The sequence below is a fragment of the Paractinoplanes hotanensis genome, from assembly GCF_023717965.1.
Classification (GTDB): Bacteria; Actinomycetota; Actinomycetes; order Mycobacteriales; family Micromonosporaceae; genus Actinoplanes; species Actinoplanes polyasparticus.
In genome coordinates this window covers 166,824-188,001 of sequence record NZ_JAMQOL010000008.1, presented here as the reverse complement: position 1 = coordinate 188,001, position 21,178 = coordinate 166,824, and the positions used below count along the sequence as shown (strand labels likewise).

Genomic DNA, 21,178 nt, shown 5'->3' with positions numbered 1-21,178 from the left:
AGACCGGTCGACGTAAGGCAGGCATGGCGATCGCGGCGTGCGCCGCCCTGGTGCTGGCCGGTGCGGCCGGGACGACCGCTTGGCACGCCGCCGGGTCCGGGAAGTCGGTGGGCTCCTGGCATGAGGCGCCGGCGGCGGCCGGCCAGACCCCGGTGTCGGCCGAACAGCGGGCCGGCGAGCGCTCCCAGCCGGCTACGCCCGGCGGGGCTTCGGCTGTGCCGGGGCCGTCGGCGACGCGACTCGCGCCGGAGAAGGCGACTGTCCAGCCCAGCGCGGTGGTCACCGTTCCTGAGGCGGGCAGTCCGGAGCGGCCGGTCGAGTCGGGCTCGGCGCAGGCGAACGGCCGGCAGCGGGTCGGCGAACTGGTCAGCGTGCGCAAGCTGCTCGGCTATCTCGGGGGCAAGCCCCGGCAGGAGACGTTCCGCTACCCGGGCGCGTCCTATGTGAAGTTGCACTTCTCGCGGATGGCGCTGATGCCGGGCGACTACGTCACCGTCTCGAACGCCGACGGCACCGAGAACTACCGGTACGACGCCCCGGCCGACCGGACCGGGCGGGGCGACCGCTGGGCGATGTCGGTCACCGGCGACACGGCCGTGCTCGAAGTGCACCGCGGCGCCGGGAACCTGCTCGGGCTGGGCGACCTGGCCGGCTCGCTCGGTGTGGACGTCGACCGGGTGGCGCGCGGGTTCAGCCGTACGGAACAGGACCGCCAGCCCGAGAAGCAGATGACCGCACCGGGCCGCACCGGGCGCGAGGAATCGGTCTGCGGCGCGGACACCTCGGCCGACGCCGCCTGTTACCGGTCGAGCGACCCGGTGGCGTACACGAAGTCGAAGGCCATCGCCCGCCTGTTGATCAACGGCACCGAGCTCTGCACCGGCTGGCGGGTCGGCGCGCAGAACCGCATGCTCACCAACAACCACTGCTTCACCACCTCGGCCCAGGCCTACGGCACCGAGGTCTGGTTCAACTACCAGTGCGCGAAGTGCGGCGGCTACGACGTCTACCAGCCGACCAAGGTGTGGGGTTCCAAGGTCGTCGCCACCGACCGCACGTACGACTTCACGCTGTTCACGGTCGACAAGTTCGACTCGGTGCGGAAGTTCGGCTACCTCAGTCTGGACACCCGGCGGCCGGCCAAGAACCAGCAGCTCTACGTGCCGCAGCACCCCGCCGGCGAGCCCACCCGGATCGCCGGGTCGCTGGGCGAGCAGGCCGGCAACTGCGCGGTGGCCGACTCCGCCTACGACGGCTACGCGCCCGGGTCGGACGTGGCCTACTACTGCGACACCGAGGGCGGTTCCTCCGGCTCGCCGGTGATCTCGCGGGCGACCAACAAGGTGGTGGCGCTGCACCACTTCGGCGGATGCCCCAATTCGGGCGTCCGGGGTGACCTGCTCGCCGCCAAGCTGGGCAAGCTGCTCTAACTTAGGGAGCGTGGCCGAGAAGAAAAGCTGGTGGCTGGACGTCGTCCTGGTGGCGGCGTTCGTCGCGATCACCGTGGCGCTCATGCGCGGCCACCTGCTGCGCCTGGACGAGCGGGTGGCCGACTGGTCGCTGAGCCACCAGCCGCCGGTGCCGTACTGGACCGCCCGGGTGCTCAACTATCTGGGCCAGGGTGGTCAGCTTCTGATGCCGCTGTCGCTGCTGCTCAGCGGGTTGCTCGCCTGGCGTACGCGCTCGGTACGGGCGATCCTGCCGTTCGTGGCGGCGTTCGTGCTGACCTACGTGACGATCGGGCCGCTGAAGATCTGGGCCGACCGGGCGGCTCCCCGGTTCGACGGTCCGGAGCGGGTGATCATGCACAACCCGCAGGCCGAGGGCGTGTACGCGATGAGCTACCCCTCGGGTCACCTGGGCAACTCGCTCGTCTGGTACGCCGTCCTGGCCTTGCTGATCGCGGCGCTCCAGCGGCGGCCGTTGCAGCGCTGGGAGACGTACGCGGTCCGGGTGGCCCCGGTGGTGATCGTCTTCTGCACGACCGTCTACACGGGTTTCCACTGGCTGACCGACTCGGTGGCCGGCCTGCTGCTCGGCGTGGTGCTGGCCCGTCTGATCGAGCGCATCCCGTTCGACCGCCTCCCGCTGCCCGCCCTGCGCGGCTGGGAGAAGCCGGCTGGTTTCATTCCAGCCAGCGACCGGAGCGCATCACGCGTTTGACGTGCAGGTCGGGCGAGAGCACCACCAGGTCGGCCCGCAGCCCGGCCTCGAGCGCGCCGATCCGGTCGCCCAGGCCGAGCACCCGGGCCGGCGTGGTCGAGGCCATGGCCACCGCCTCGGCCAGCCCGATGCCCGCGGCGACCGTGTTGCGCAGCGCCTCGTCCATGGTCAGGGTGCTGCCCGCGATCGAGCCGTCACGAACCAGCCGGGCCGCCCGGTCGGCCACGACGACCTGTTGACCGCCGAGGTCGTAGGTGCCGTCGGCCATGCCGGTGGCGTCGATGGCGTCGGTGATCAGCGCGGCCTTGTCGGGCCCGGCGGTGCGGGCGGCGAAGCGCAGCATGCCCGGGTGCAGATGGATGTTGTCGGCGATCAACTCGCACACCACGGGCGAGGAGAGCAGGCCGACCACCGGCCCGGGCTCGCGGTGGTGGGGCGGGCGCATGCCGTTGAACAGGTGGGTGCCGACCGTCGCGCCGGCCGCGACGCCGGCCAGCGTCTGCTCGTACGTGGCATCGGTGTGCCCGACCGCGGCGGCGACTCCCTGCCCGCGCAGGAAGCCGATCGCTTCCAGGGCACCGGGCAGCTCGGGGGCGATCGTCACCAGGCGGACGGCGCCCTCGCCCAGCTTGATCAGCGCGGCCAGCTCGTCGATCGACGGGTCGCGCAGGAACTCCGGGTTCTGGGCGCCGCAGCGGACGCCGGAAAGGTAGGGCCCCTCGTAGTGCATACCGCCGATCACCCCGGCCTCGGCCAGCGGGCGGTAGGCCGCGGTGGCCTCGCGCATCAGCTCGAACGGGGAGCTGACCAGGCTGGCCAGCATCGTCGTGGTGCCGTGGCCGAGGTGGAAGGCGGCCGCACCGCGGGCCGACTCGACGTCGCCGGTGGTGAACGTGTGGCCGCCGCCGCCGTGGCAGTGCAGGTCGACGAAGCCCGGCACGACGATGTCGTCGCCCGCGCCTCCGGCCGCCTCGACCGAGAGGATCGCCGGCCCGTCGACCTCGACGTACCCCTCTACCACGGCGCCCGGCCGGACGATCCTGCCGCCGATGCGGGTCATGCGAGCTTCTCCAGGTGGTCGAGGGCGAGCAGGGCGGCGCCGATGCAACCGGCCTCGTCGCCGAGGCCGGCCCGGACGAACCCGGGCGGGCGGTGGAAGGTGATCCGCTCGCGGAACGCCTTCTCGAGCGGGTCCAGCAGCGCGTCGCCGGCCTCGGCCAGCCCGCCGCCGATGACGAACACGCCGACGTCGTAGAGCGCCTGTCCGATGACCATGCCGTCGGCCAGCGCCTCGACCGCCTCGCGCCAGACCGTGCGGGCCAGGGCATCGCCCTCGCCGGCCTTGGTCACCACGTCGAGCGCCGTGGCGCCCGGGACGCCGGCCAGTTCGGAGTAGCGCAGCCCGACGGCCCGGGCCGAACCCAGGGACTCCATGCAGCCCCGCTGCCCGCAGGGGCAGACCGGGCCGCCGGGGCGGACGACGATGTGGCCCAGCTCGCCGGCGGCGCCGTGCGCCCCGGAGTAGCCGGCGCCGCCGACGACCAGCGCGGCCGCGATCCCGGTGCCGATCGCGACGAACAGCACGTGGCGATGGCCGCGGCCGCCGCCCAGGCGGGCCTCGGCCATGCCGCCGACCCGCACGTCGTGGCCGAGCACCGCGGGCAGGCCGAGCCGTTCCTCGATCCGGGCGCGCACGGGAACGTCCCGGAAGCCGATGTTGGACGACCAGGCCGCGATGCCGTTCTCCTCATCGACGACGCCCGGCACAGCGACGCCGGCCGCCACCGGCTCGAGGCCGTCGGCGCGGGCCTGGGCAGCCAGCCCCTGAGCGACGTCGAGAATCGTGCCGAGCACCGCCTCGGGACCCCGCTCCGCCTGGGTGGGGTGCCGCTCTGCGTGGTGGACCGTCCCGTCCGGCCGGACCAGCGCGCACTTCATGCCCGTCCCGCCCACGTCGAGGGCGACCACCACCCGGTTCACCGCAGAACTACCGAGCGGGTCAGGTTGCGCGGGTGGTCGGGGTCGAGCCCCTGGCTGGTGGCGAGCAGCACGGCCACGCGCTGGGCGACGATCAGGTCGGCCATCGGGTCGAGCGGGGCGCGGCCGCCGCACCAGCTGCCGAGGGCCGCGTAGCCGCCGTGGTGACGGCTGTGCACGAACAGGGCGCCGGTCGCCTCGACCTCGTCGGCCAGGCCGGTCGGGATGTCGCCGAACGCCCACACCGCGCGGCGCGGCGCGGCGATGGCGATCGGGCCGTGCCGGTAGTCCATCGCCTGGTAGGCCTCGGCCCAGTAGCCGGCGGCCGCGCGGCACTTGAGCGCGGCCTCCTCGGCCAGGCCGACGGTCCAGCCCCGGCCGAGGAAGGTGATCTGCTCGGCCAGGGCGGGGTGCACCGGCAGCGGCAGGCGGACGGCCACCTCGGCGTCGGTGGCGGCGGATTCGAGGTCCTCGCCGAGGTGCGCTCGGAGCAGCGCGAGAGTGCTGGTGGCGAAGCGGGTCTGCACGACCGACTGCTCGTAGGCGAAGTCGAGCAGCACGGTCCGGTCGGCGATCCGCGCGGCGGGCTGGGTCACGTCGGCCGTCAGCACGGTGGTCGGCGTGCCGCCCGCGAGGTCGTTGAGCAGGTCGAGGACCTCGGTGGTGGTGCCGGAGCGGGTGATCGCGACGACCCGGTCGTACCGGCGGCGGCGGGGGAGCTCGGAGGCCTGGAACGCGTCGGTCTCGCCCTGGCCGGCCTGCTCGCGCAGCGCCGCGTACGACTTGGCCATGAACCACGAGGTCCCGCAGCCGACGACGGCGACCCGCTCGCCGCGCTCCGGCAGGCCGGGGGCGTCGGCCAGCTTCGCGGCCTGGCGCCAGCACTCCGGCTGGCTGGCGATCTCCGCCTTGACGTACGTCATGGGCCACCCTTCACCCGCGTGCGCATAAGCGCTCGGTACCCAGCACTTTCGAGCGTCATTCTGCGTGGAAGCCCGGCGGGGATGCAACCATCGTCGCCGCACCGCGCAGGGCTGATCTTTGCTTCGCGGGCTTTCGCGCACTAATGTGCACACTCTTATCACGGAACGTGCAGCGGGGAGTCTGGGTGGACCGGTACGCGCGGTGGAATGCCCTGCTCGAGTTGCTCGCCGAGAGCGGCCGGGTCAGCGTCGAGGACGCGGCCGCCCGGCTCGACGTCTCGCAGGCCACCATCCGCCGTGACTTCGACCAGCTCGCCCAGCAGCAGATGATCACCAGGACACGCGGCGGCGCGGTCGCCAACGGCGTCTCGTACGACCTGCCGCTGCGCTACAAGAGCGCCAAGCACTCGGCCGAGAAGCAGCGCATCGGCGAGGCCGCCGCCGGGCTGGTCACCCCGGGCACGGTCGTCGGGCTCAACGGCGGCACCACCGTCACCGAGGTCGCGCGCGCTCTCGCCGTACGCCCGGATCTGAACGCCGGCGGCGACGGCTCCCAGCTCACCGTGGTGACGAACGCGCTCAACATCGCCAACGAGCTGCTGGTCCGCTCGCGCATGAAGATCGTCGTGGCCGGCGGCGTGGTCCGTCCCCAGTCCTTCGAGGTGGTCGGGCCGCTCGGCGGCGCGCTGCTCAAGGAGGTCACGCTCGACATCGTGCTGCTCGGCGTGGATGCGGTCGACGTCGAGCTCGGCGCGGCCTCCCACCACGAGGGCGAGGCCGCGATGAACAGCCTGATGGTGGCCCGGGCCAAGCGGGTCGTGGTGATCGCCGACTCCTCGAAGCTGGGCGGCCACGCGTTCGCCCGGATCTGCCCGATCACCAAGATCGAGACACTGGTGACCGACTCCGGCGCGCCGGACGACGTCGTCGCGCGCTTCCGCGAGGCCGGCGTCCACGTCGTCCGGGCGTGAATACCCGCTTCAGTAGCAGCGCATATTGACGGCTCTGTCTAGAGTCTCGCCCGTGACTGCCGTATTGGAGATAGCCGGGCTGCAGAAGACGTATCGCAGCCGCAAAGGTGTGCGAAGAGCGCTCGACGGTTTCGACATGACCGTCGAGGCGGGCCAGGTGCACGGCTTCCTGGGGCCCAACGGCTCGGGCAAGACCACCACGTTGCGGACGCTGCTCGGGCTGATCAGGCCCAACGGCGGCCGGATGGCGATCCTCGGGCGCGAGGTTCCCGCGAGCCTGCCCGAGGTGGCGGGCCAGGTCGGCGCGATCGTCGAGAGCCCGCAGTTCTTCGGCAACTTCACCGCGCAGGACACCCTCTCGCTGCTGGCCGACGCGGGCGGGGTGCGCAAGGAGCGGGTCGTCGCCGTCCTCGAGCTGGTCGGCCTGCGCGATCGCGCCAAGGACCGGGTCAAGACGTACTCGCTCGGCATGAAGCAGCGCCTGGCCGTGGCATCCGCGCTGCTCAAGGAGCCGAAGCTGCTGATTCTGGACGAGCCCGCCAACGGCCTCGACCCGGGCGGCATCCGCGAGATGCGCACGCTGATGCGCAACCTGGCCGAGTCGGGCATGACCGTCGTGCTCTCCAGCCACATCCTCGGCGAGATCCAGCTGATCTGCGACTCCGTCACGATCATCTCGGCCGGGCGGCGGGTGGCCGCGGGCTCGGTGGCCGACGTGCTGAAGACCCACACCTCGTCCTCGGTGAAGGTGGCCCTCGAGCCGGGCGTCGACATGCGCAACGCGATCGAGCTGCTGCGGGCCAACGGCGCCCAGGTGACCGTCGAGCACGACCACTTCACGGTCGGCAACGCCGGCAACCCGGCCCAGATCACCCGGATCCTCGCCGAGCGGGAGATCTACTTGAGCGAGCTGACGCCGATGTCGGCCGACCTCGAGAGCGTCTTCCTCGAGCTCACCGGCACGGCGCCGGTGGAGGGCCAGAACCGCCAGGTCGACCAGTCGGCGGCAGCGCCCGCGCCGGCGAGCGGAGGGTGGGGACAGTGAGCCTCTACAGTGCCGAGACCCGGCGGCTGACCAAGCGCCGCTTCACCAAGCTCTTCCTGCTGGGCGTGACGTTGATCCTGGCCGCGGTGGCGGCCGGCATGTTCTTCACCAACGAGAAGGTCGGCCCCGCGCAGATCGCGTCGGCCCAGGCCCAGGCGCAGCAGGACTACCAGCGCTCGCTCGAGCAGTTCCAGCGGGACCAGGCCGCCTGTCAGGCCGCTCAGGGCACGGCCCAGGCGAGCAACTGGCCGCCGGGCTGCGAGGGCATGATCGAGCCGACCGCCGAGGACTTCCAGACGCAGTGGTACATGCCGCCCACGTTCGACTTCCGCGAGAACTTTCCGGACATGGTGACCACGCTGGCGGCGCTGCTGGCCATGGTGGCGTTCATCGTGGGCGCGTCGTTCGTGGGCGCCGAGTGGAGCAGCGGCGGCATGATGAACCTGCTGCTCTGGCGGCCCCAGCGGCTGCGTGTGCTGGGCACCAAGCTGGCGGCGCTGCTGGTCTTCTTCACCGCGCTGACGGTGGTGTTCTCGGCGGTCTGGACCGGGCTGTTCTATCTGATCGCCCAGGCTCGCGGCTCGTCCGAGAGCATGACCTCGGGCGCCTGGCAGTCGATCGCGCTGATGGAGCTGCGCGGCCTGGCCCTGGTGGTCGTGGCCGGGGCGGTCGGCTTCGGCCTGGCCTCGCTGGGTCGGCACACCGCGATGGCGCTGGGCGTGACGATCGGCGCGGTGATCGTTTTCCAGTTCGGACTCGGGACCGTCCTCGCGCTGGCCGGTGTCAAGTTCGCGGAGGCCTATCTGATTCCGGTCTGGATGATCGCCTGGATGAGCAAGGAGGTGAAGATCGAGGACTACAACTCCTGCGACTTCTCCTCGGCCGGCGGGTGCGTGCCGGATTCGCTGACGCTGACCTGGCCGATGGCGGGCGGCATCCTGGCCGCCGTCTTCGTCGTCATCGTGGGGGCGTCTATGTGGACTATGCGTAGCCGGGACGTCACGTGAGGTAACGTCGGGCGGGGCATGCGGGCGGGGGGCGTCGGACTTATGCTGACGGTCCCCGCTTCGTACATCTGTGCTCGTCCTTCTTCTGTGGAGCCGTCATGCAGCCCGCCGCTGACCCGTCCGAAGAGCAGCAGCACATCCCGGCTCCGCGGGCCGAGCCTCTCGCTGAGCCTCCGGTTGCGGCGGAGCCCGCGCTGGGCGAGCGTGAGCAGCAGATCCTCGCCTTCGAGGCCCGCTGGTGGAAGCACGCGGGCTCCAAGGAACAGGCCATCCGCGACACGTTCGGCCTCGGCTCCACGCGTTACTACCAGCTGCTCAACGCCCTGCTCGACAACCCAGCCGCGCTCGAGCACGACCCGGTTCTCGTCGGCCGGCTGCGGCGCCTCCGCTCCAGCAAAGCAAGGACCCGCCGCCGTTAAGCCTGGTGCGTTTCCGCGTACGCGGCGAGCCAGGCCACCTGGCCAGGGTCGAGTGACGCCCGTACGCGCTTGCGGGCCGTGGCCACGTTGGCCGCGGTCACCGTCGTGGCCTCGAGCGACTCGCGCATCGCCGACAGGGCCGACTCCCGGATCAACGCCGCGCAGTCGGCCGCCGAGAAACCGTCCAGCTCGGCCCCCAGCTGGGCCAGGTCGACCTCCTCGTCCAGCGGCACCGACTTGGCTGTCGCCTTGAGGATCTCGGTCCGCGCCTCGGCGTCCGGCGGCGGCACGTAGACCAGCCGCTCCAGCCGGCCGGGCCGCAGCAGGGCCGGGTCGATCAGGTCGGGCCGGTTCGTCGCGCCGATCACCACCACGTTGCGCAGGTCTTCCACGCCGTCGAGCTCGGTGAGCAGCGCGGCCACCACCCGGTCGGTGGTGCCGCCGTCGTTGGCTTGCCCGCGGGTGGGGGCCAGCGCGTCGACCTCGTCCAGGAAGACCAGCGTGGGCGCGGCCTCGCGGGCCCGGCGGAACAGCTCGCGGACGGCGCGTTCGCTGTCGCCCACCCACTTGCTCAGCAGCTCGGCCCCCTTGACCGAGAGCACGTTGGCCTTGCCGGTGCCGGCGATCGCCTTGACCAGGTAGGTCTTGCCGCAGCCGGGCGGCCCGTAGAGCAGCACCCCGCGGGGCGGCGAGACGCCGAGCCGGGCGAACGTGTCGGGGTAGGTCAGCGGCCACAGCACCGACTCGGTCAGCGTCTGCTTGACCTCGACCATGTCGCCGACGTCGTCCAGGGTCACCGCGGCCACCTCGAGCGTCGAGTCGGCCATCGACGTCGGCCGCACGACGTCGAGCGCGCCCTCGAAGTCGGCCATGGTGACGTTCGCGGCCTCGTCGGACTCGCCGTCCTTGTTCTTGTCGGTCTGCCGCAGGGCGGCGCGGACGCCGGCCTCGCGGGCCAGCGCGCCGAGGTCGGCCGCGACGAACCCGGGGGTGCGCCCGGCGATGTCGTCCAGGCGCACGTCCTCGGCCAGCGGCATGCCCCGGGTCAGCACCCGCAGCTGCTCCAGCCGCATGGCCGAGTCCGGCAAGGGCACGGCGAGCTGCAGAGCCAGCAGGTCGGGCGAGCGCAACGAGGTGTCGACCGACTCGGGCCGGCTGGTCGTGGCGACCACCGCCACCCCGGCCCGCAGCGTTTCCTCGAGCACCTGGCGGAAGACGATGGAGATCGGGCCCGGATCGTCGCGGGGCGCGATGGAATCCACGTCCGAGAAGAGCAGCACGGTGGCGCCGCCGGCGCGGGCCTCACGGGCCAGTTCGTGCAGACGGCCGGCGGCCGCGGTGTTGGTCAGCGCGGCCAGTCCGGGGGCCCAGACCTGTACCACCCGGGCCTTGACCTGGGTGGCGACGGCCCGGACGAGCGCCGACTTGCCCGAGCCGGCCGGGCCCGAGATGAGCACGCCGAGCGAGATCTTGGTGCCCAGTCGGGCCAGCACCTCGCCGTGGTTGAAGCCCAGGTCGAGCAGTTCCTCCAGCTCCTTGGCCTGCGAGCGGAGGCCGGGCAGGTCGTCGATGCTGAGCGGCGGCACCTCGGGATCGGTGGTGGCCGGCTCCTGCGGGCGGGTGGCCGGGCCGGGCACCGGGGTGGAGACGGGACCGTCCTGCCACGCGACCACGGTGTCCATGGTGATGACGGCCGCGTCGGATTCGGTCACCTCGGCCACGGTGAGCAGGGCGACGTTCCACTGGTAGCCCAGCCGGTTGCGCAGCCGCCGGCCGATGTCGGGCATCTGGGGGCGGTCGCCGAGCGGCAGCACGTCCTGCGGGCGCAGCGACACCCGGTCGCCCGTGCTGACCACCTTGCCGAGCAGGGCGAGCCGCAGGATCTCGGGCGAGACCAGCGCGACCACGTCGGCCTCGCCGGCCAGCGTCACCCGGCGGGCCGCCACCGCGGGCTGCCGGGCGATCGTGACCTGGCCGCCGTCGCGCAGCCCGAGGTTGCCGAGCGTGAGGTCGTCCGCGTAGAGGAACTCGCGGCTGGCGCCGGCCTCGGCCTTGGCCGCGAGCGCCGCCGTCGTGGTGACACCCCGCAGGCGTACGGGATCACCCGCGTTGATCTCCAACGCGGTCATCACCTCGGGGTGCAGCCGCACGATCCCGCGACGGTCGTCGAGCCCGGCCGGCCGCAGGGTCGCGGTCAGCTTCAGTTCCTCATCCACGCGTGCAGGCCCCTGTCGGTCGAGCGTCTGATCCCGATGGTCCACGTTATCGCCCGGCCGCAGCATCGCCCGCACGCTTGCTGAGAGGTTTCACAGGCACTGCTCAGACCGCTCAGGCTAGCTTTCATGCATGTCTTGGACGAGCCGGCTGCGCCGCGCCCTGCCCCGGCCGACCCGCAGGCGCATCATCGCCGGTTCGGCCACCCTCGTGCTCGTCGCCGGGTTGGTCGGCTGGGCGGTGTGGCCCGAGCGGGACGGGTGGACCACGCAGGACGAGATGATCACCGTGGTCAGCGGGCCCGAGCGCAACGAGAACGTGGCCCTCGACGCCCGGCTTTACCTGCCCCGCGACCGCGACGGCAAGGTGCCCGCGGTGCTGCTGGCCCACGGCTTCGGCGGCACCAAGGAGTCGGTCAGCAGCGACGCCGAGTCGCTGGCCGAGCGCGGCTACGCGGTGCTGACCTACACCGCTCAGGGTTTCGGGCGCAGCGGCGGCCAGATCCACCTGAACAGCCCGGACCACGAGGTGCGGGACGCTCAGGGCCTGCTCGACTGGCTCGCGGCCCGGCCCGAGATTCGGACCGACGCGGCCGGCGACCCCCGGGTGGGCGTGGTCGGCGGGTCGTACGGCGGGGCGCTGGCACTGATGCTGGCCGGTCAGGATCCGCGGGTCGACGCGATCGTCCCCTCGATCACCTGGAACGACCTGACCAACGTGTTCCTGCCGCAGTCGGCCGACACGTCGGCCACCGGCGTCTTCAAGAAGGGCTGGGCCGGCGTCTTCTTCGGCAACGGCGGCGCGGTGCCGGCCGACGGGGCAGCCGCGCCACCGCCGACCGGCATCACCATCGACCCGGCCTGCGGGCGGTTCGCCGCCGATGTGTGCCAGGCCTACCTCGACGTGGCCACCACCGGCAGCCCCGAGGCGTCGACGCTCGACCTGCTGCGCCGGTCGAGCCCGGCCGGCACGGTGGGGCAGATCAAGGCGCCCACGCTGCTCGTGCAGGGTGCGGTCGACACGCTCTTCCCGCTCAGCGAGGCCGACGCCAACGCCCGTTCGATCGCCGCCACCGGCACGCCGGTGCGGGTCGCCTGGTTCACCGGCGGGCACGACGGCGGGGCTGGGCCGCAGAGCGACCAGGACAGGGTGAAGTTCCTGACCGTGCAGTGGCTCGACCACTACGTGAAGGGCGAGGGCGACGCGCCGTCCGACAGCTTCACCTACTCGCGGGTGGCCGGCTTCAGCGCGCTCGACCGGGATCTGGTCACGAACGGCTACTCGACCGACGCGTACCCGGGACTGGCCGGAACCGGCCGGACCGAGCTCGAGCTCGAAGGCCCGGCGCAGCCGATCGCCAACCCGCCCAACGGCAACCCCGGCGCGATCTCGTCGCTGCCCGGAACCGGCGGACGGCTGAGCCAGCTGCTCTCCGGTGTCGCGGCCGACATCCCGGGCCAGTTCGCGACGTTCGAGACCCGGCCCGTGGGCTCGGCGATCGACGTGGTCGGGGCGCCCGCCGTCCGGCTGCGGGCTGCCTCGCCGACCGGTGAGGCCACACTGTTCGTCAAGCTCTACGACGTCGACGAATCCGGCGCTCCGACGCTGAGCGCGGGGTTGGTCGCCCCGGTGCGGCTCACCGAGCTGCCCACCTCGATCGAGCAGGCGCAGGAGCGCACGATCCGGCTGCCGGCCATCGTGCGGCGGATCGAGGCCGGCCACACCGTACGGGTCGTGGTGGCCACGACCGACCAGGCCTTCCTGTCGCCGGTGCAGCCGGCGACGTACACGGTGCAGGTCGCCTCCGCCCTCGAACTGCCGACCGCCGTGGGCACGCCGATCGCCAACCCGCAGACCATCTGGCGCTACGCGCTGGCCGGCCTTCTGGCAGCGATCGTGGTCGGTCTGGCCGTGCTGCTGCTCGTGCGGCGCCGGCGCGCCCGCGGGCAGCACGAGCCGACCCTCCCCGAGTTCGCGCAGACGCCGCTCGTGGTCCGCAAGCTGCGCAAGGCGTACGGGGACGGGTTCGTCGCCGTCGAGGAGATCAGCTTCACGGTCGAGCGCGGCCAGGTGGTCGGGCTGCTCGGGCCGAACGGCGCCGGCAAGACCACGACGCTGCGGGTGCTGATGGGCCTGACCATGCCGACCGCGGGCGACGCGCTGGTGTTCGGCCACCGGCTGGAGCCGGGCTCCCCGGTGCTGTCGCGGGGCGGGGCGCTGGTCGAGGGGCCCGGCTTCCTGCCGCACCTGACCGGGCTGGAGAATCTGCACGCGTACTGGAAGGCGACCGGCCGGCCGTGGGCGGACGCCCGCTTCGACGAGGCGCTGGAGATCGCCGGGCTGGGCGACTCGATCCACCGGCGTACGAAGAAGTACAGCCACGGCATGCGCCAGCGGCTCGCCATCGCCCAGGCCATGCTCGGCCTGCCCGAGTTGCTGGTGCTCGACGAGCCGACCGACGGGCTCGACCCGCCGCAGATCGCCGAGATGCGCCGGGTGCTCAAGCGGTACGCCACCGACGGCCGGGCGGTCCTGGTCTCCAGTCACCTGCTGGCCGAGGTGGAACAGACCTGTACGCATGCTGTCGTGGTCAACAAGGGCCGGATCGTCGCCTCGGGCCCGGTCGAGGACATCGTCGGCGAGTCCCCGTCGGTGCAGCTCGAGGTGTCCGACGTGCCGGCCGCCGAGCGGGTGCTCGACGAGCTGGGCGTGCGCTCGGTGCTGCCCGACGGGCCCTCGGGCCTGATCGTCGACATGAACGGCACGCCCCGCTCCGAGGTGGTGGCGTCGCTGGTGCGGGCGGGGGTCGCCGTCGACCGGGTGGTGCCGCGGCGAAGGCTCGAGGACGCCTTCCTCGCGCTGGTGGGGGACAACTCGCGGGGGAGTGGGGACCGATGAGCGTCGCTACGGAGTCGGGCGCGACCGGATATCGGCCGTCGCGCACCATGCCCGTCTGGGCCGAGGTGCGCCGTCAGGCGTCGCGCCGGCGCACCCAGCTCGCCCTGGGCTTCATGGCGGTGCTGCCGCTGATCGTCCTGGCCGCCTTCGAGTTCGGCGGCGGCGAGGACGAGGAGAGCGGCGGAGCGTTCGACAGCCTGGTCGGCCTGGCCACCTCGGGCGGGCTCAACTTCGCGCTGTTCTGTCTGGCTGTCTCGGCCGGCTTCCTGCTGGTCGTGGTGGTCGCGCTGTTCTGCGGCGACACGGTGGCCAGCGAGGCCAGCTGGGGCAGCCTGCGCTACCTGCTGGCGGTGCCGGTGCCGCGGGCCCGGCTGCTCGCGGTGAAGCTGATCGTCGCGCTGGCCTACTCGGCGGTCGCCCTGCTCGTGCTGACCGGTGTCGCGCTGATCGCCGGCACCCTGCGCTACGGCTGGAACCCGCTGGGCAGCACGGTGGCGGCCGAGATCGCGCCCGGGCCGGGCCTGCTGCGGCTGCTGGCGATCGTCGGCTTCCTGGCGATCTCGATGCTGGTCGTGGCCGGGCTCTCGTTCCTGCTCGGGGTGCTGACCGACGCGCCGCTGGGCGCGGTGGGCGGCGCGGTGATGCTCTGGATCCTGTCGAGCATCCTCGACCAGATCACCGCGCTCGGGACCATCCGCTACCTCCTGCCGACCCACTTCAGTGATGCCTGGATGGGTCTGCTCTCCACCCCGGCGCAGGTGGACGACCTGGTCAAGGGGGCGATCAGCGCGATCGCCTACGCGACCCTGTGCTGGGGCGTGGCGTTCTGGCGCTTCACCCGCAAGGACGTCACCTCGTAGGCGCGGGTCTTGCTCACACCTCGGGATCCCCTGCTTTATTACGGGGGATCTCGACGTAAGGTGTTGGAAACACAACTGAATACCTCATCCAGAGGGGCAGAGGGAACGGCCCTGTGAAGCCCCGGCAACCACCACGCATGTCTCGACGGAGAGGCCGCGCGTGGCAGGTGCTAATTCCGTCCCCGGTCCGGCAGATCGCCGCGGGGAAAGATGAGAGGGAAGGCCTCTAAAATGACGTCTGCCGTCAGCGCACCCGCTTCTGTCTCCGCTTCGCCCGCCACCGGGCTGGTCTGTCGCGCCTGCGGCGCCGAATACCCGCTGATCGCCCAGCACGCCTGTTACGAGTGTTTCGGCCCGCTCGAGGTGGCCTACGACCAGGCCGCCCTCGCGCGGGTCACCCGTGAGCAGATCGAGGCCGGTCCGCAGAACATCTGGCGGTACGCCGGCCTGCTGCCGGCCGGTCAGGACCCGGCCACCCGCGTCACCCTCGACCCGGGCCTGACCCCGCTCGTCAGCGCGCCCGCTCTGGCCGCCGCCGTCGGGCTGCGCGCCCCGCTGTGGGTCAAGGACGACTCGGCCAACCCGACCCACTCGTTCAAGGACCGGGTGGTCTCGGTGGCGCTGACCGCCGCCCGCAGCCTCGGCTTCACCCGCTTCGCCTGCGCCTCCACCGGCAACCTGGCCAACTCGGTGGCCGCCCACGCGGCCCGGGCCGGCGTTCCCAGCATCGTCTTCATCCCGTCCGACCTGGAGCAGGGCAAGATCATCACGACGGCGGTGTACGGCGGTGACCTGGTCGCCATCGAGGGCTCCTACGACGACGTCAACCGGCTCTGCGGCGAACTGGTCGAGACCGACGAGTTCGAGGACACCGCGTTCGTCAACGTGAACGTCCGGCCCTTCTACGCCGAGGGCTCCAAGACCCTCGGCTACGAGGTGGCCGAGCAGCTGGGCTGGCGCATCCCGGCCCAGGTGGTCATCCCGATGGCCTCGGGCGAGCTGCTCACCAAGGTCGACAAGGCGTTCTCCGAGCTGGTCGAGGCGGGCCTGGTCGAGGCGCCCGAGGGTGGCTGGAAGGTGTTCGGCGCGCAGTCGGCCGGGTGCAACCCGATCGCGACCGCGCTGCAGGCCGGCACGGACGAGATCGTGCCGGTGAAGCCGACCGGCATCGCGAAGTCGCTCAACATCGGCGACCCGGCGGCGGGGGCGTACGCGATCGAGGCGGTCCGGCGCACCGGCGGCTGGATGGACTTCGCCGACGACGAGGAGATCCGGGCCGGCATCCGGCTGCTCGCCGAGACCACCGGCGTCTTCGCCGAGACCGCGGGCGGCACGACCGTGGCGGTGCTCAAGAAGCTGGTCGAGAGCGGCAAGCTCGATCCCGCGAAGGAGACGGTCGTCTACAACACCGGTGAGGGCCTCAAGACCATCGACGCCGTCGCCGAGCAGGTCGGGCCCACGCATCGGATCAAGCCGTCGCTGCGCGGCGCGCGCGAGGCGGGCCTGCTGGGATGACGCTGCGTAGTCGGCGTTCCGCCAGGAAGTGAGAATTCCATCGCGAGAGGGCTTGCGCCGGGATCTCCGGATCGGCAGGATGCTCTCTGCGGGAGGGCGTGACGCCGTACGTGGCCCCTCACCTTCGAGCTTGGCGACAATCTCTCGAGGTGCCCAACGACCCAGTGCCGGAGGCGCTGTGCGTCCGCCATCCCGACCAACTTCAAACGATTAATTCGTTAGCGTTCATGGCCGTCACCGAGCAGGGTGGCGGCCATGCGCATTTCAACGGGGCCCCTCACCTCACCCGAGATCGCCTACGAGATCGCCCGGGCGACGGCGGTCCACGACTGTCCCGACATCCCCTACCAGTCGCAGAAAAATTTCCTCGCGCTCTTCGACTATCCGCCACCCGGTGTGACGTACGAGCGCTATCTGGGTTACGTCGACGACCAGCCCGCCGGCTACCTCGAGCTCTCGTACCCGCAGCTCGACAATCTGGCCAATGTCGACGTCGATCTGCTCGTGCTGCCCGCTCATCGGCGCCACGGGCTGGGCCGGGCGTTCCACGACCTCGCCGTCGAGCGCGCCCGGGCCAACAACCGCCGGCATCTGATCGCCGCCACGGTCGACCGGCACCCCGACGGCGCCGCCTTCGCCGAGGCGATGGGGGCCAAGGCCGGCCTGGCCGAGATCCGCAGCCGGCTCGATCTCACCACTCTCGACGGAATCCGGCTGGCCGAGTTGCGGGCCGACGCCGAGAAACACGCCGAGGGCTACCACCTGCGCCGGTGGGTCGGGGTGGCGCCCGACGACATCATCGACGACCTGGCCTATCTGGAGGGCCGGCTGAACATCGACGCCCCCACCGGCGACATCAACTGGGAGCAGGAGAACCTCGACGCCGACCGCATGCGGAAGGGTGAAGAGGCGCGCGAGCGACGCGGGCGCCGTAGCTACCAGTCGGGCGCGATGACCGGCGACAAGATGGTGGCCTTCACCTGGCTGGTCTCCGACGTCGACGAGGAGACCCACGCCTGGCAGAACACCACCCTGGTCGACCCCGACCACCGCGGCCACCGGCTGGGCATGCTGGTCAAGCTGGACAACCTCGACCACCTGCGGGAGCTCAAGCCCCAGCTCAAGGCGATCGACACGTTCAACGCGGCCGAGAACGCCTTCATGCTCAACATCAACCGCGCGATGGGCTTCCGGGCGGTCGACGCCTGGATCGAATGGCAGAAAGACCTCTGACCGCCCACGGGCGCAGCGGGAGGTCGGCGGGGTAGCCGCCGTCCTTCAGCCCCGCGTGCTTCTCGAGGAAGTTGCGGACGCCCCACGAGCCGGTCGTGGCGTACGACCAACCGCACGCGGCCCAGTAGGCGGGCCAGAAGAGGGGGCCGAGCACCGCGTACTGCTCGGCGTGGCGGTGCTCGTGACCGAAGAGCGCGGCCCGTTCGTCGTCGAGCAGCCACTCGGCGCTGCGCCGGGTCAGGATCACCGAGCCGACCGTGAAGCAGGAGGCCGGCGGGACGGGCAGGCGGTAGCCCTCGGCGATCAGCACCCCGTGCCGGCCGCGGCGCAGCCGGGTGCGCGTGGCCAGCGCGATCAGCAGGCCCGCGCCGGTGGTGCCGTTCAGCGCGGTGAGGATGCCCCGGGTCACGTGGCGCGCGGGCATCAGAGGCTCCGGCGCATCCGCAGCTCGGTGAGCGTGGGGATCACCGGGTGGGGCACGCGCTCACCCGTGTCGGTGAAACCCAGCTTCTCGTACGCCCGGACGGCCCGGTCGTTGCCCACGACCACCTCGAGCAGGGCCCGTCTGCGGCCCGCGGCCCGGCTCCAGTCGTTGACCGCCTCGATCAGGTCGGCCAGCACCTTGCCGCCGCGGTGGGCCGGCGTGACGTAGACCGCGAAGATCACCGTCTCGCCCGGGAACTCGGGCATCACCGTGCCGCCGGCGTGCCCGATCAGGCGACCGCCGTTGCCGGGATCGGCCACGAAATTGGCGAAGCCGGCGCCGGTCGAGGCCTCGATGATGCGGCGGCGGTAGGACTCGTGGGACCGTGCGGCCGCGTCGGCGAGGGTCTCGAGGAACGCCAGCGGGCTGTCGGCCAGCATCTCGAGCCGTAACGCGCGCATGCGAGCCGCGTCGCCCGCCGTCACCCGGTGCACGTTCCAGCTGCCCATGCCGTTCTGACTACCTCGCCCGGCGCCGGGCGGCAAGCGGATTGGCGCACATCGGACGGGGTGGCGGCCCGGCCGTGGCTCGGGCATGGTGTCCGGATGGACCACGGCGAGGCTCGCATCTTCATGGTCGAGGCGCCGGTGGTGGCGGCCGCCGATCCGTTCGACGCCGAGGGGCGCACGGCCGACCTCACCCTGTCCCGCGCGTTTGTGCCGCCCGTTCCGTCGCTGTCCGACGCGCTGGTCCCCGGCCCGGGCCAGGCGGAGTGGTCGCACCGCTTCGGCGGGGTGCTCGGCCGCAACGCGATCGCCCTGCTGCCCGTAATGGTCCTGATCGCCCTGCCCATGCATTTCTTCGTCGGCCGGCTGGACGAGGCGGTGATCGCCGCGCCGTACCTCTCCGGCCTGGCCGACGGCCTGGGGCTGCTGCTGCTCCCGTTCATGTGGCTGGCCTATCTGGCGGTGTCCGCGCTGCCCCAGGTGCTGAGCCTGGCCGGGGTGGCCGGGGTGGCCGTGCCCCGGGCGGCCGGCGGCTCCCGGCCCCGGCTGCGCCGCGCCTGGTCGCTGGTCGCCCTGCGGCTGCGGGCCCTGTGGCTGTGGTTCGCCGCCTTCTCGGTGCTCACCGGCAGCCTGCCGTTGCTGCTCACCGAGGATCAGTTCGGTCTGGCCGCCGCTGTGCCGCTCGCCGTCGTGCTCGGGGTCGTCTCCACCGGCGTGCTGACCTTCGGCGGCGTCCTCGGCTGTGTCGTGCTGATCGAACGCGGCCGGGGGCGCCGCCGCGCTCTGCATCTGCTCACGCGCGTCCGGCCGGTCGGCCTGATCACCGCGGCGGCCGCGGTCGTCGTGGCGCCGGGGTTGGCCGAGGCTCTGCTCGGCGGGTTCGCGGCCACCGCGGCCGGGGTGGTCGCGGTTCAGCTGTGGGCGATCGCGGCCCTGGTCACGTATGCGCAGGCGCGCCGGGCCGACGAGCCGGTGACCAGCCTTTCCCTGATGCGCGAGCTGGCCGCGCCCGAGGACTGAGCGGGCGGGGCAGCAGCTCAGCCTTCGCTCAGGTCTTGGGCGGAGGGCGGGGTGGCCGGAGGGGGTTTCCTTGCACTCGCCCTGCGAGAGTGCTAAACAAGTCATTGGCACTCGCGACTGTTGAGTGCCAAGCAGGTCGGGACGGTGGGGTCTCGGTCGCGGCGTCGCCATCGGCGCCGGGGCACGGGGCCGGTCGTCGCGGGCTATCCGGCTCGGCCTGAGGACGTCACATCGCCAGGTGGTGACGTCCGCAGAGTTCCGCACACGTGCGGGGGCGGGGCCCACGGCCCAGCACCTCGAATGTCCAGGAGGACACAGCCGTATGGCCAAGATCATCGCATTTGACGAGGAAGCTCGTCGCGGCCTCGAGAGTGGTATGAACCAGCTCGCCGACGCCGTCAAGGTGACGCTCGGCCCCAAGGGCCGCAACGTCGTGCTCGAGAAGAAGTGGGGCGCCCCCACGATCACCAACGATGGTGTATCCATCGCCAAGGAGATCGAGCTCGAGGGCACCTTCGAGAAGATCGGCGCCGAGCTGGTCAAGGAGGTCGCCAAGAAGACCGACGACGTCGCCGGTGACGGCACGACGACGGCGACCGTTCTGGCCCAGGCGCTGGTTCGCGAGGGCCTGCGGAACGTCGCCGCCGGCGCCAACCCGATGGCCCTCAAGCGGGGCATCGAGGCCGCCGTCTCGGCCGTTTCCGAGGCTCTTCAGCAGCTCTCGAAGGACGTGGAGACCAAGGAGCAGATCGCTTCGACCGCCTCCATCTCCGCCGGTGACTCCACGGTCGGCGAGATCATCGCCGAGGCCATGGACAAGGTCGGCAAGGAAGGCGTCATCACCGTCGAGGAGAGCAACACCTTCGGTCTCGAGCTCGAGCTCACCGAGGGCATGCGCTTCGACAAGGGCTTCGTGTCGGCCTACTTCATGACCGACGCCGAGCGCATGGAGGCCGTCTTCGACGACCCCTACATCCTGATCGCGAACAGCAAGATCTCCGCGGTCAAGGACCTGCTGCCGGTCCTCGAGAAGGTCATGCAGGGCGGCAAGCCGCTCGTCATCATCGCCGAGGACGTCGAGGGCGAGGCCTTGGCCACCCTGGTCGTCAACAAGGTCCGCGGCACCTTCAAGTCGGTCGCCGTCAAGGCCCCCGGCTTCGGTGACCGTCGCAAGGCCATGCTCGAGGACATCGCCATCCTCACCGGTGGCGCGGTCATCAGCGAAGAGGTCGGCCTCAAGCTCGAGAACGCCGACCTGAGCCTGCTGGGCTCGGCCCGCAAGGTCGTCATCACCAAGGACGAGACCACCATCGTCGACGGTGCGGGCGACGCCGAGCAGATCCAGGGCCGGGTCAACCAGATCCGCGCCGAGATCGAGAAGTCGGACTCCGACTACGACCGCGAGAAGCTGCAGGAGCGCCTGGCCAAGCTGGCCGGCGGCGTTGCGGTCATCAAGGTCGGCGCGGCCACCGAGGTCGAGCTCAAGGAGCGCAAGCACCGCATCGAGGACGCCGTTCGCAACGCGAAGGCGGCCGTCGAGGAGGGCATCGTGCCCGGTGGTGGCGTCGCCCTGGTGCAGGCCGGCAAGACCGCGTTCGACAAGCTCGACCTGGTCGGCGACGAGGCCACCGGCGCCAACATCGTCAAGGTCGCGCTCGACGCCCCGCTGCGTCAGATCGCCGTGAACGCCGGCCTCGAGGGCGGCGTCGTGGTCGAGAAGGTGCGCAACCTGGAGGCCGGTTACGGTCTCAACGCCGCCAACGGCGAGTACGTCGACCTGCTGGCCGCGGGCATCATCGACCCGGCCAAGGTCACCCGCTCGGCGCTGCAGAACGCCGCGTCGATCGCCGCGCTGTTCCTCACCACCGAGGCCGTCGTGGCCGACAAGCCCGAGAAGAACCCGGCTCCGGCCGGTGCCCCGGGCGGCGGTGACATGGACTTCTGAGTCCAGTCTTGAAAGGGCGGGTCGCGTGAGCGACCCGCCCTTTTGCTGTCGTGTGACC

The 21,178-nt window shown here is 71.7% G+C and carries 18 protein-coding genes and 1 riboswitch; of the genes, 12 read left to right on the top strand and 6 right to left on the bottom strand.

Translation table 11 applies throughout. The annotated features are described in order from the left end of the window. Positions 1-23: 23 nt before the first annotated feature. Positions 24-1,430 carry a trypsin-like serine peptidase gene (locus LXN57_RS07020; protein WP_251797190.1) on the top strand — a complete coding sequence of 469 codons (1,407 nt, stop codon included), beginning with the start codon at positions 24-26 and terminating at the stop codon, positions 1,428-1,430. Between the two features lie 10 nt (positions 1,431-1,440). After that, on the top strand, positions 1,441-2,163 hold the full coding sequence (locus LXN57_RS07015; RefSeq protein ID WP_251797189.1) for a phosphatase PAP2 family protein: 723 nt from the start codon (positions 1,441-1,443) through the stop codon (positions 2,161-2,163). Here LXN57_RS07015 and nagA read toward each other — a convergent pair. Genes nagA through LXN57_RS07000 form a run of 3 tightly spaced genes read right to left on the bottom strand, consistent with a single transcriptional unit; the run spans position 2,126 to position 5,063 of the window. Next, positions 2,126-3,223: an N-acetylglucosamine-6-phosphate deacetylase gene (gene nagA / locus LXN57_RS07010; RefSeq protein WP_251797188.1), complete on the bottom strand. Its 1,098-nt coding sequence runs from the start codon at positions 3,221-3,223 to the stop codon at positions 2,126-2,128. The genes LXN57_RS07015 and nagA overlap by 38 nt on opposite strands. Further along, complete coding sequence (locus tag LXN57_RS07005) at positions 3,220-4,143, bottom strand: ROK family protein (protein ID WP_285904602.1); 924 nt, start codon at positions 4,141-4,143, stop codon at positions 3,220-3,222. Before LXN57_RS07005 ends, nagA begins: the two co-directional genes overlap by 4 nt. Continuing rightward, complete coding sequence (locus LXN57_RS07000; protein WP_251797187.1) at positions 4,140-5,063, bottom strand: SIS domain-containing protein; 924 nt, start codon at positions 5,061-5,063, stop codon at positions 4,140-4,142. The genes LXN57_RS07005 and LXN57_RS07000 overlap by 4 nt, the downstream gene beginning before the upstream one ends. Before the next feature lie 185 nt (positions 5,064-5,248). Between LXN57_RS07000 and LXN57_RS06995 the strand changes: the two genes are divergently transcribed. The 4 genes from LXN57_RS06995 (at position 5,249) to LXN57_RS06980 (ending at position 8,505) form a co-directional block, all read left to right on the top strand. Beyond that, positions 5,249-6,034 (top strand): DeoR/GlpR family DNA-binding transcription regulator, encoded by a 786-nt coding sequence (locus LXN57_RS06995; RefSeq protein ID WP_221378397.1) that lies wholly within the window; start codon positions 5,249-5,251, stop codon positions 6,032-6,034. A 52-nt stretch (positions 6,035-6,086) separates the two neighbouring features. Beyond that, positions 6,087-7,079, top strand: a complete 993-nt coding sequence (locus LXN57_RS06990; protein WP_251797186.1) for an ATP-binding cassette domain-containing protein — start codon at positions 6,087-6,089, stop codon at positions 7,077-7,079. Beyond that, positions 7,076-8,086 (top strand): ABC transporter permease subunit, encoded by a 1,011-nt coding sequence (locus LXN57_RS06985; protein WP_251797185.1) that lies wholly within the window; start codon positions 7,076-7,078, stop codon positions 8,084-8,086. Before LXN57_RS06990 ends, LXN57_RS06985 begins: the two co-directional genes overlap by 4 nt. A 98-nt stretch (positions 8,087-8,184) precedes the next feature. After that, positions 8,185-8,505 carry a DUF3263 domain-containing protein gene (locus tag LXN57_RS06980; RefSeq protein ID WP_251797184.1) on the top strand — a complete coding sequence of 107 codons (321 nt, stop codon included), beginning with the start codon at positions 8,185-8,187 and terminating at the stop codon, positions 8,503-8,505. On the opposite strand, the gene LXN57_RS06975 is transcribed toward LXN57_RS06980, so the two are convergent. Beyond that, positions 8,502-10,721, bottom strand: coding sequence for an AAA family ATPase (locus LXN57_RS06975; protein ID WP_251797183.1), 2,220 nt, complete (start codon positions 10,719-10,721; stop codon positions 8,502-8,504). The genes LXN57_RS06980 and LXN57_RS06975 overlap by 4 nt on opposite strands. 130 nt (positions 10,722-10,851) lie before the next feature. On the opposite strand from LXN57_RS06975, the gene LXN57_RS06970 reads away from it, so the two are divergent. From LXN57_RS06970 to LXN57_RS06955, 4 genes are all read left to right on the top strand, one after another. Continuing rightward, positions 10,852-13,617 carry an alpha/beta fold hydrolase gene (locus LXN57_RS06970; protein ID WP_251797182.1) on the top strand — a complete coding sequence of 922 codons (2,766 nt, stop codon included), beginning with the start codon at positions 10,852-10,854 and terminating at the stop codon, positions 13,615-13,617. After that, on the top strand, positions 13,614-14,477 hold the full coding sequence (locus tag LXN57_RS06965) for an ABC transporter permease (RefSeq protein WP_251797181.1): 864 nt from the start codon (positions 13,614-13,616) through the stop codon (positions 14,475-14,477). Before LXN57_RS06970 ends, LXN57_RS06965 begins: the two co-directional genes overlap by 4 nt. An 81-nt stretch (positions 14,478-14,558) precedes the next feature. Next, positions 14,559-14,694, top strand: a riboswitch (SAM riboswitch). A 14-nt stretch (positions 14,695-14,708) separates the two neighbouring features. Further along, a complete protein-coding gene (gene thrC, locus LXN57_RS06960; RefSeq protein WP_251797180.1) occupies positions 14,709-15,992 on the top strand; it encodes a threonine synthase in 1,284 nt (427 codons plus the stop codon). 255 nt (positions 15,993-16,247) lie between these two features. Further along, positions 16,248-17,225: a GNAT family N-acetyltransferase gene (locus LXN57_RS06955; RefSeq protein ID WP_251797179.1), complete on the top strand. Its 978-nt coding sequence runs from the start codon at positions 16,248-16,250 to the stop codon at positions 17,223-17,225. Here LXN57_RS06955 and LXN57_RS06950 read toward each other — a convergent pair. Together LXN57_RS06950 and LXN57_RS06945 are read right to left on the bottom strand one after the other, a co-directional pair. Next, entirely contained in the window at positions 17,164-17,649 is a 486-nt protein-coding gene (locus tag LXN57_RS06950; RefSeq protein ID WP_251797178.1) for a hypothetical protein, read from the bottom strand. The genes LXN57_RS06955 and LXN57_RS06950 overlap by 62 nt on opposite strands. Next, the gene (locus LXN57_RS06945; protein WP_251797177.1) at positions 17,649-18,158 is read right to left on the bottom strand and encodes a GNAT family N-acetyltransferase; all 510 of its coding nucleotides are present in this window, start codon (positions 18,156-18,158) and stop codon (positions 17,649-17,651) included. Before LXN57_RS06945 ends, LXN57_RS06950 begins: the two co-directional genes overlap by 1 nt. Before the next feature lie 96 nt (positions 18,159-18,254). On the opposite strand from LXN57_RS06945, the gene LXN57_RS06940 reads away from it, so the two are divergent. Together LXN57_RS06940 and groL are read left to right on the top strand one after the other, a co-directional pair. After that, positions 18,255-19,175, top strand: a complete 921-nt coding sequence (locus LXN57_RS06940) for a hypothetical protein (protein WP_251797334.1) — start codon at positions 18,255-18,257, stop codon at positions 19,173-19,175. A gap of 322 nt (positions 19,176-19,497) precedes the next feature. After that, on the top strand, positions 19,498-21,120 hold the full coding sequence (gene groL / locus LXN57_RS06935; protein ID WP_251797176.1) for a chaperonin GroEL: 1,623 nt from the start codon (positions 19,498-19,500) through the stop codon (positions 21,118-21,120). The last annotated feature ends 58 nt before the right edge of the window (positions 21,121-21,178 follow it).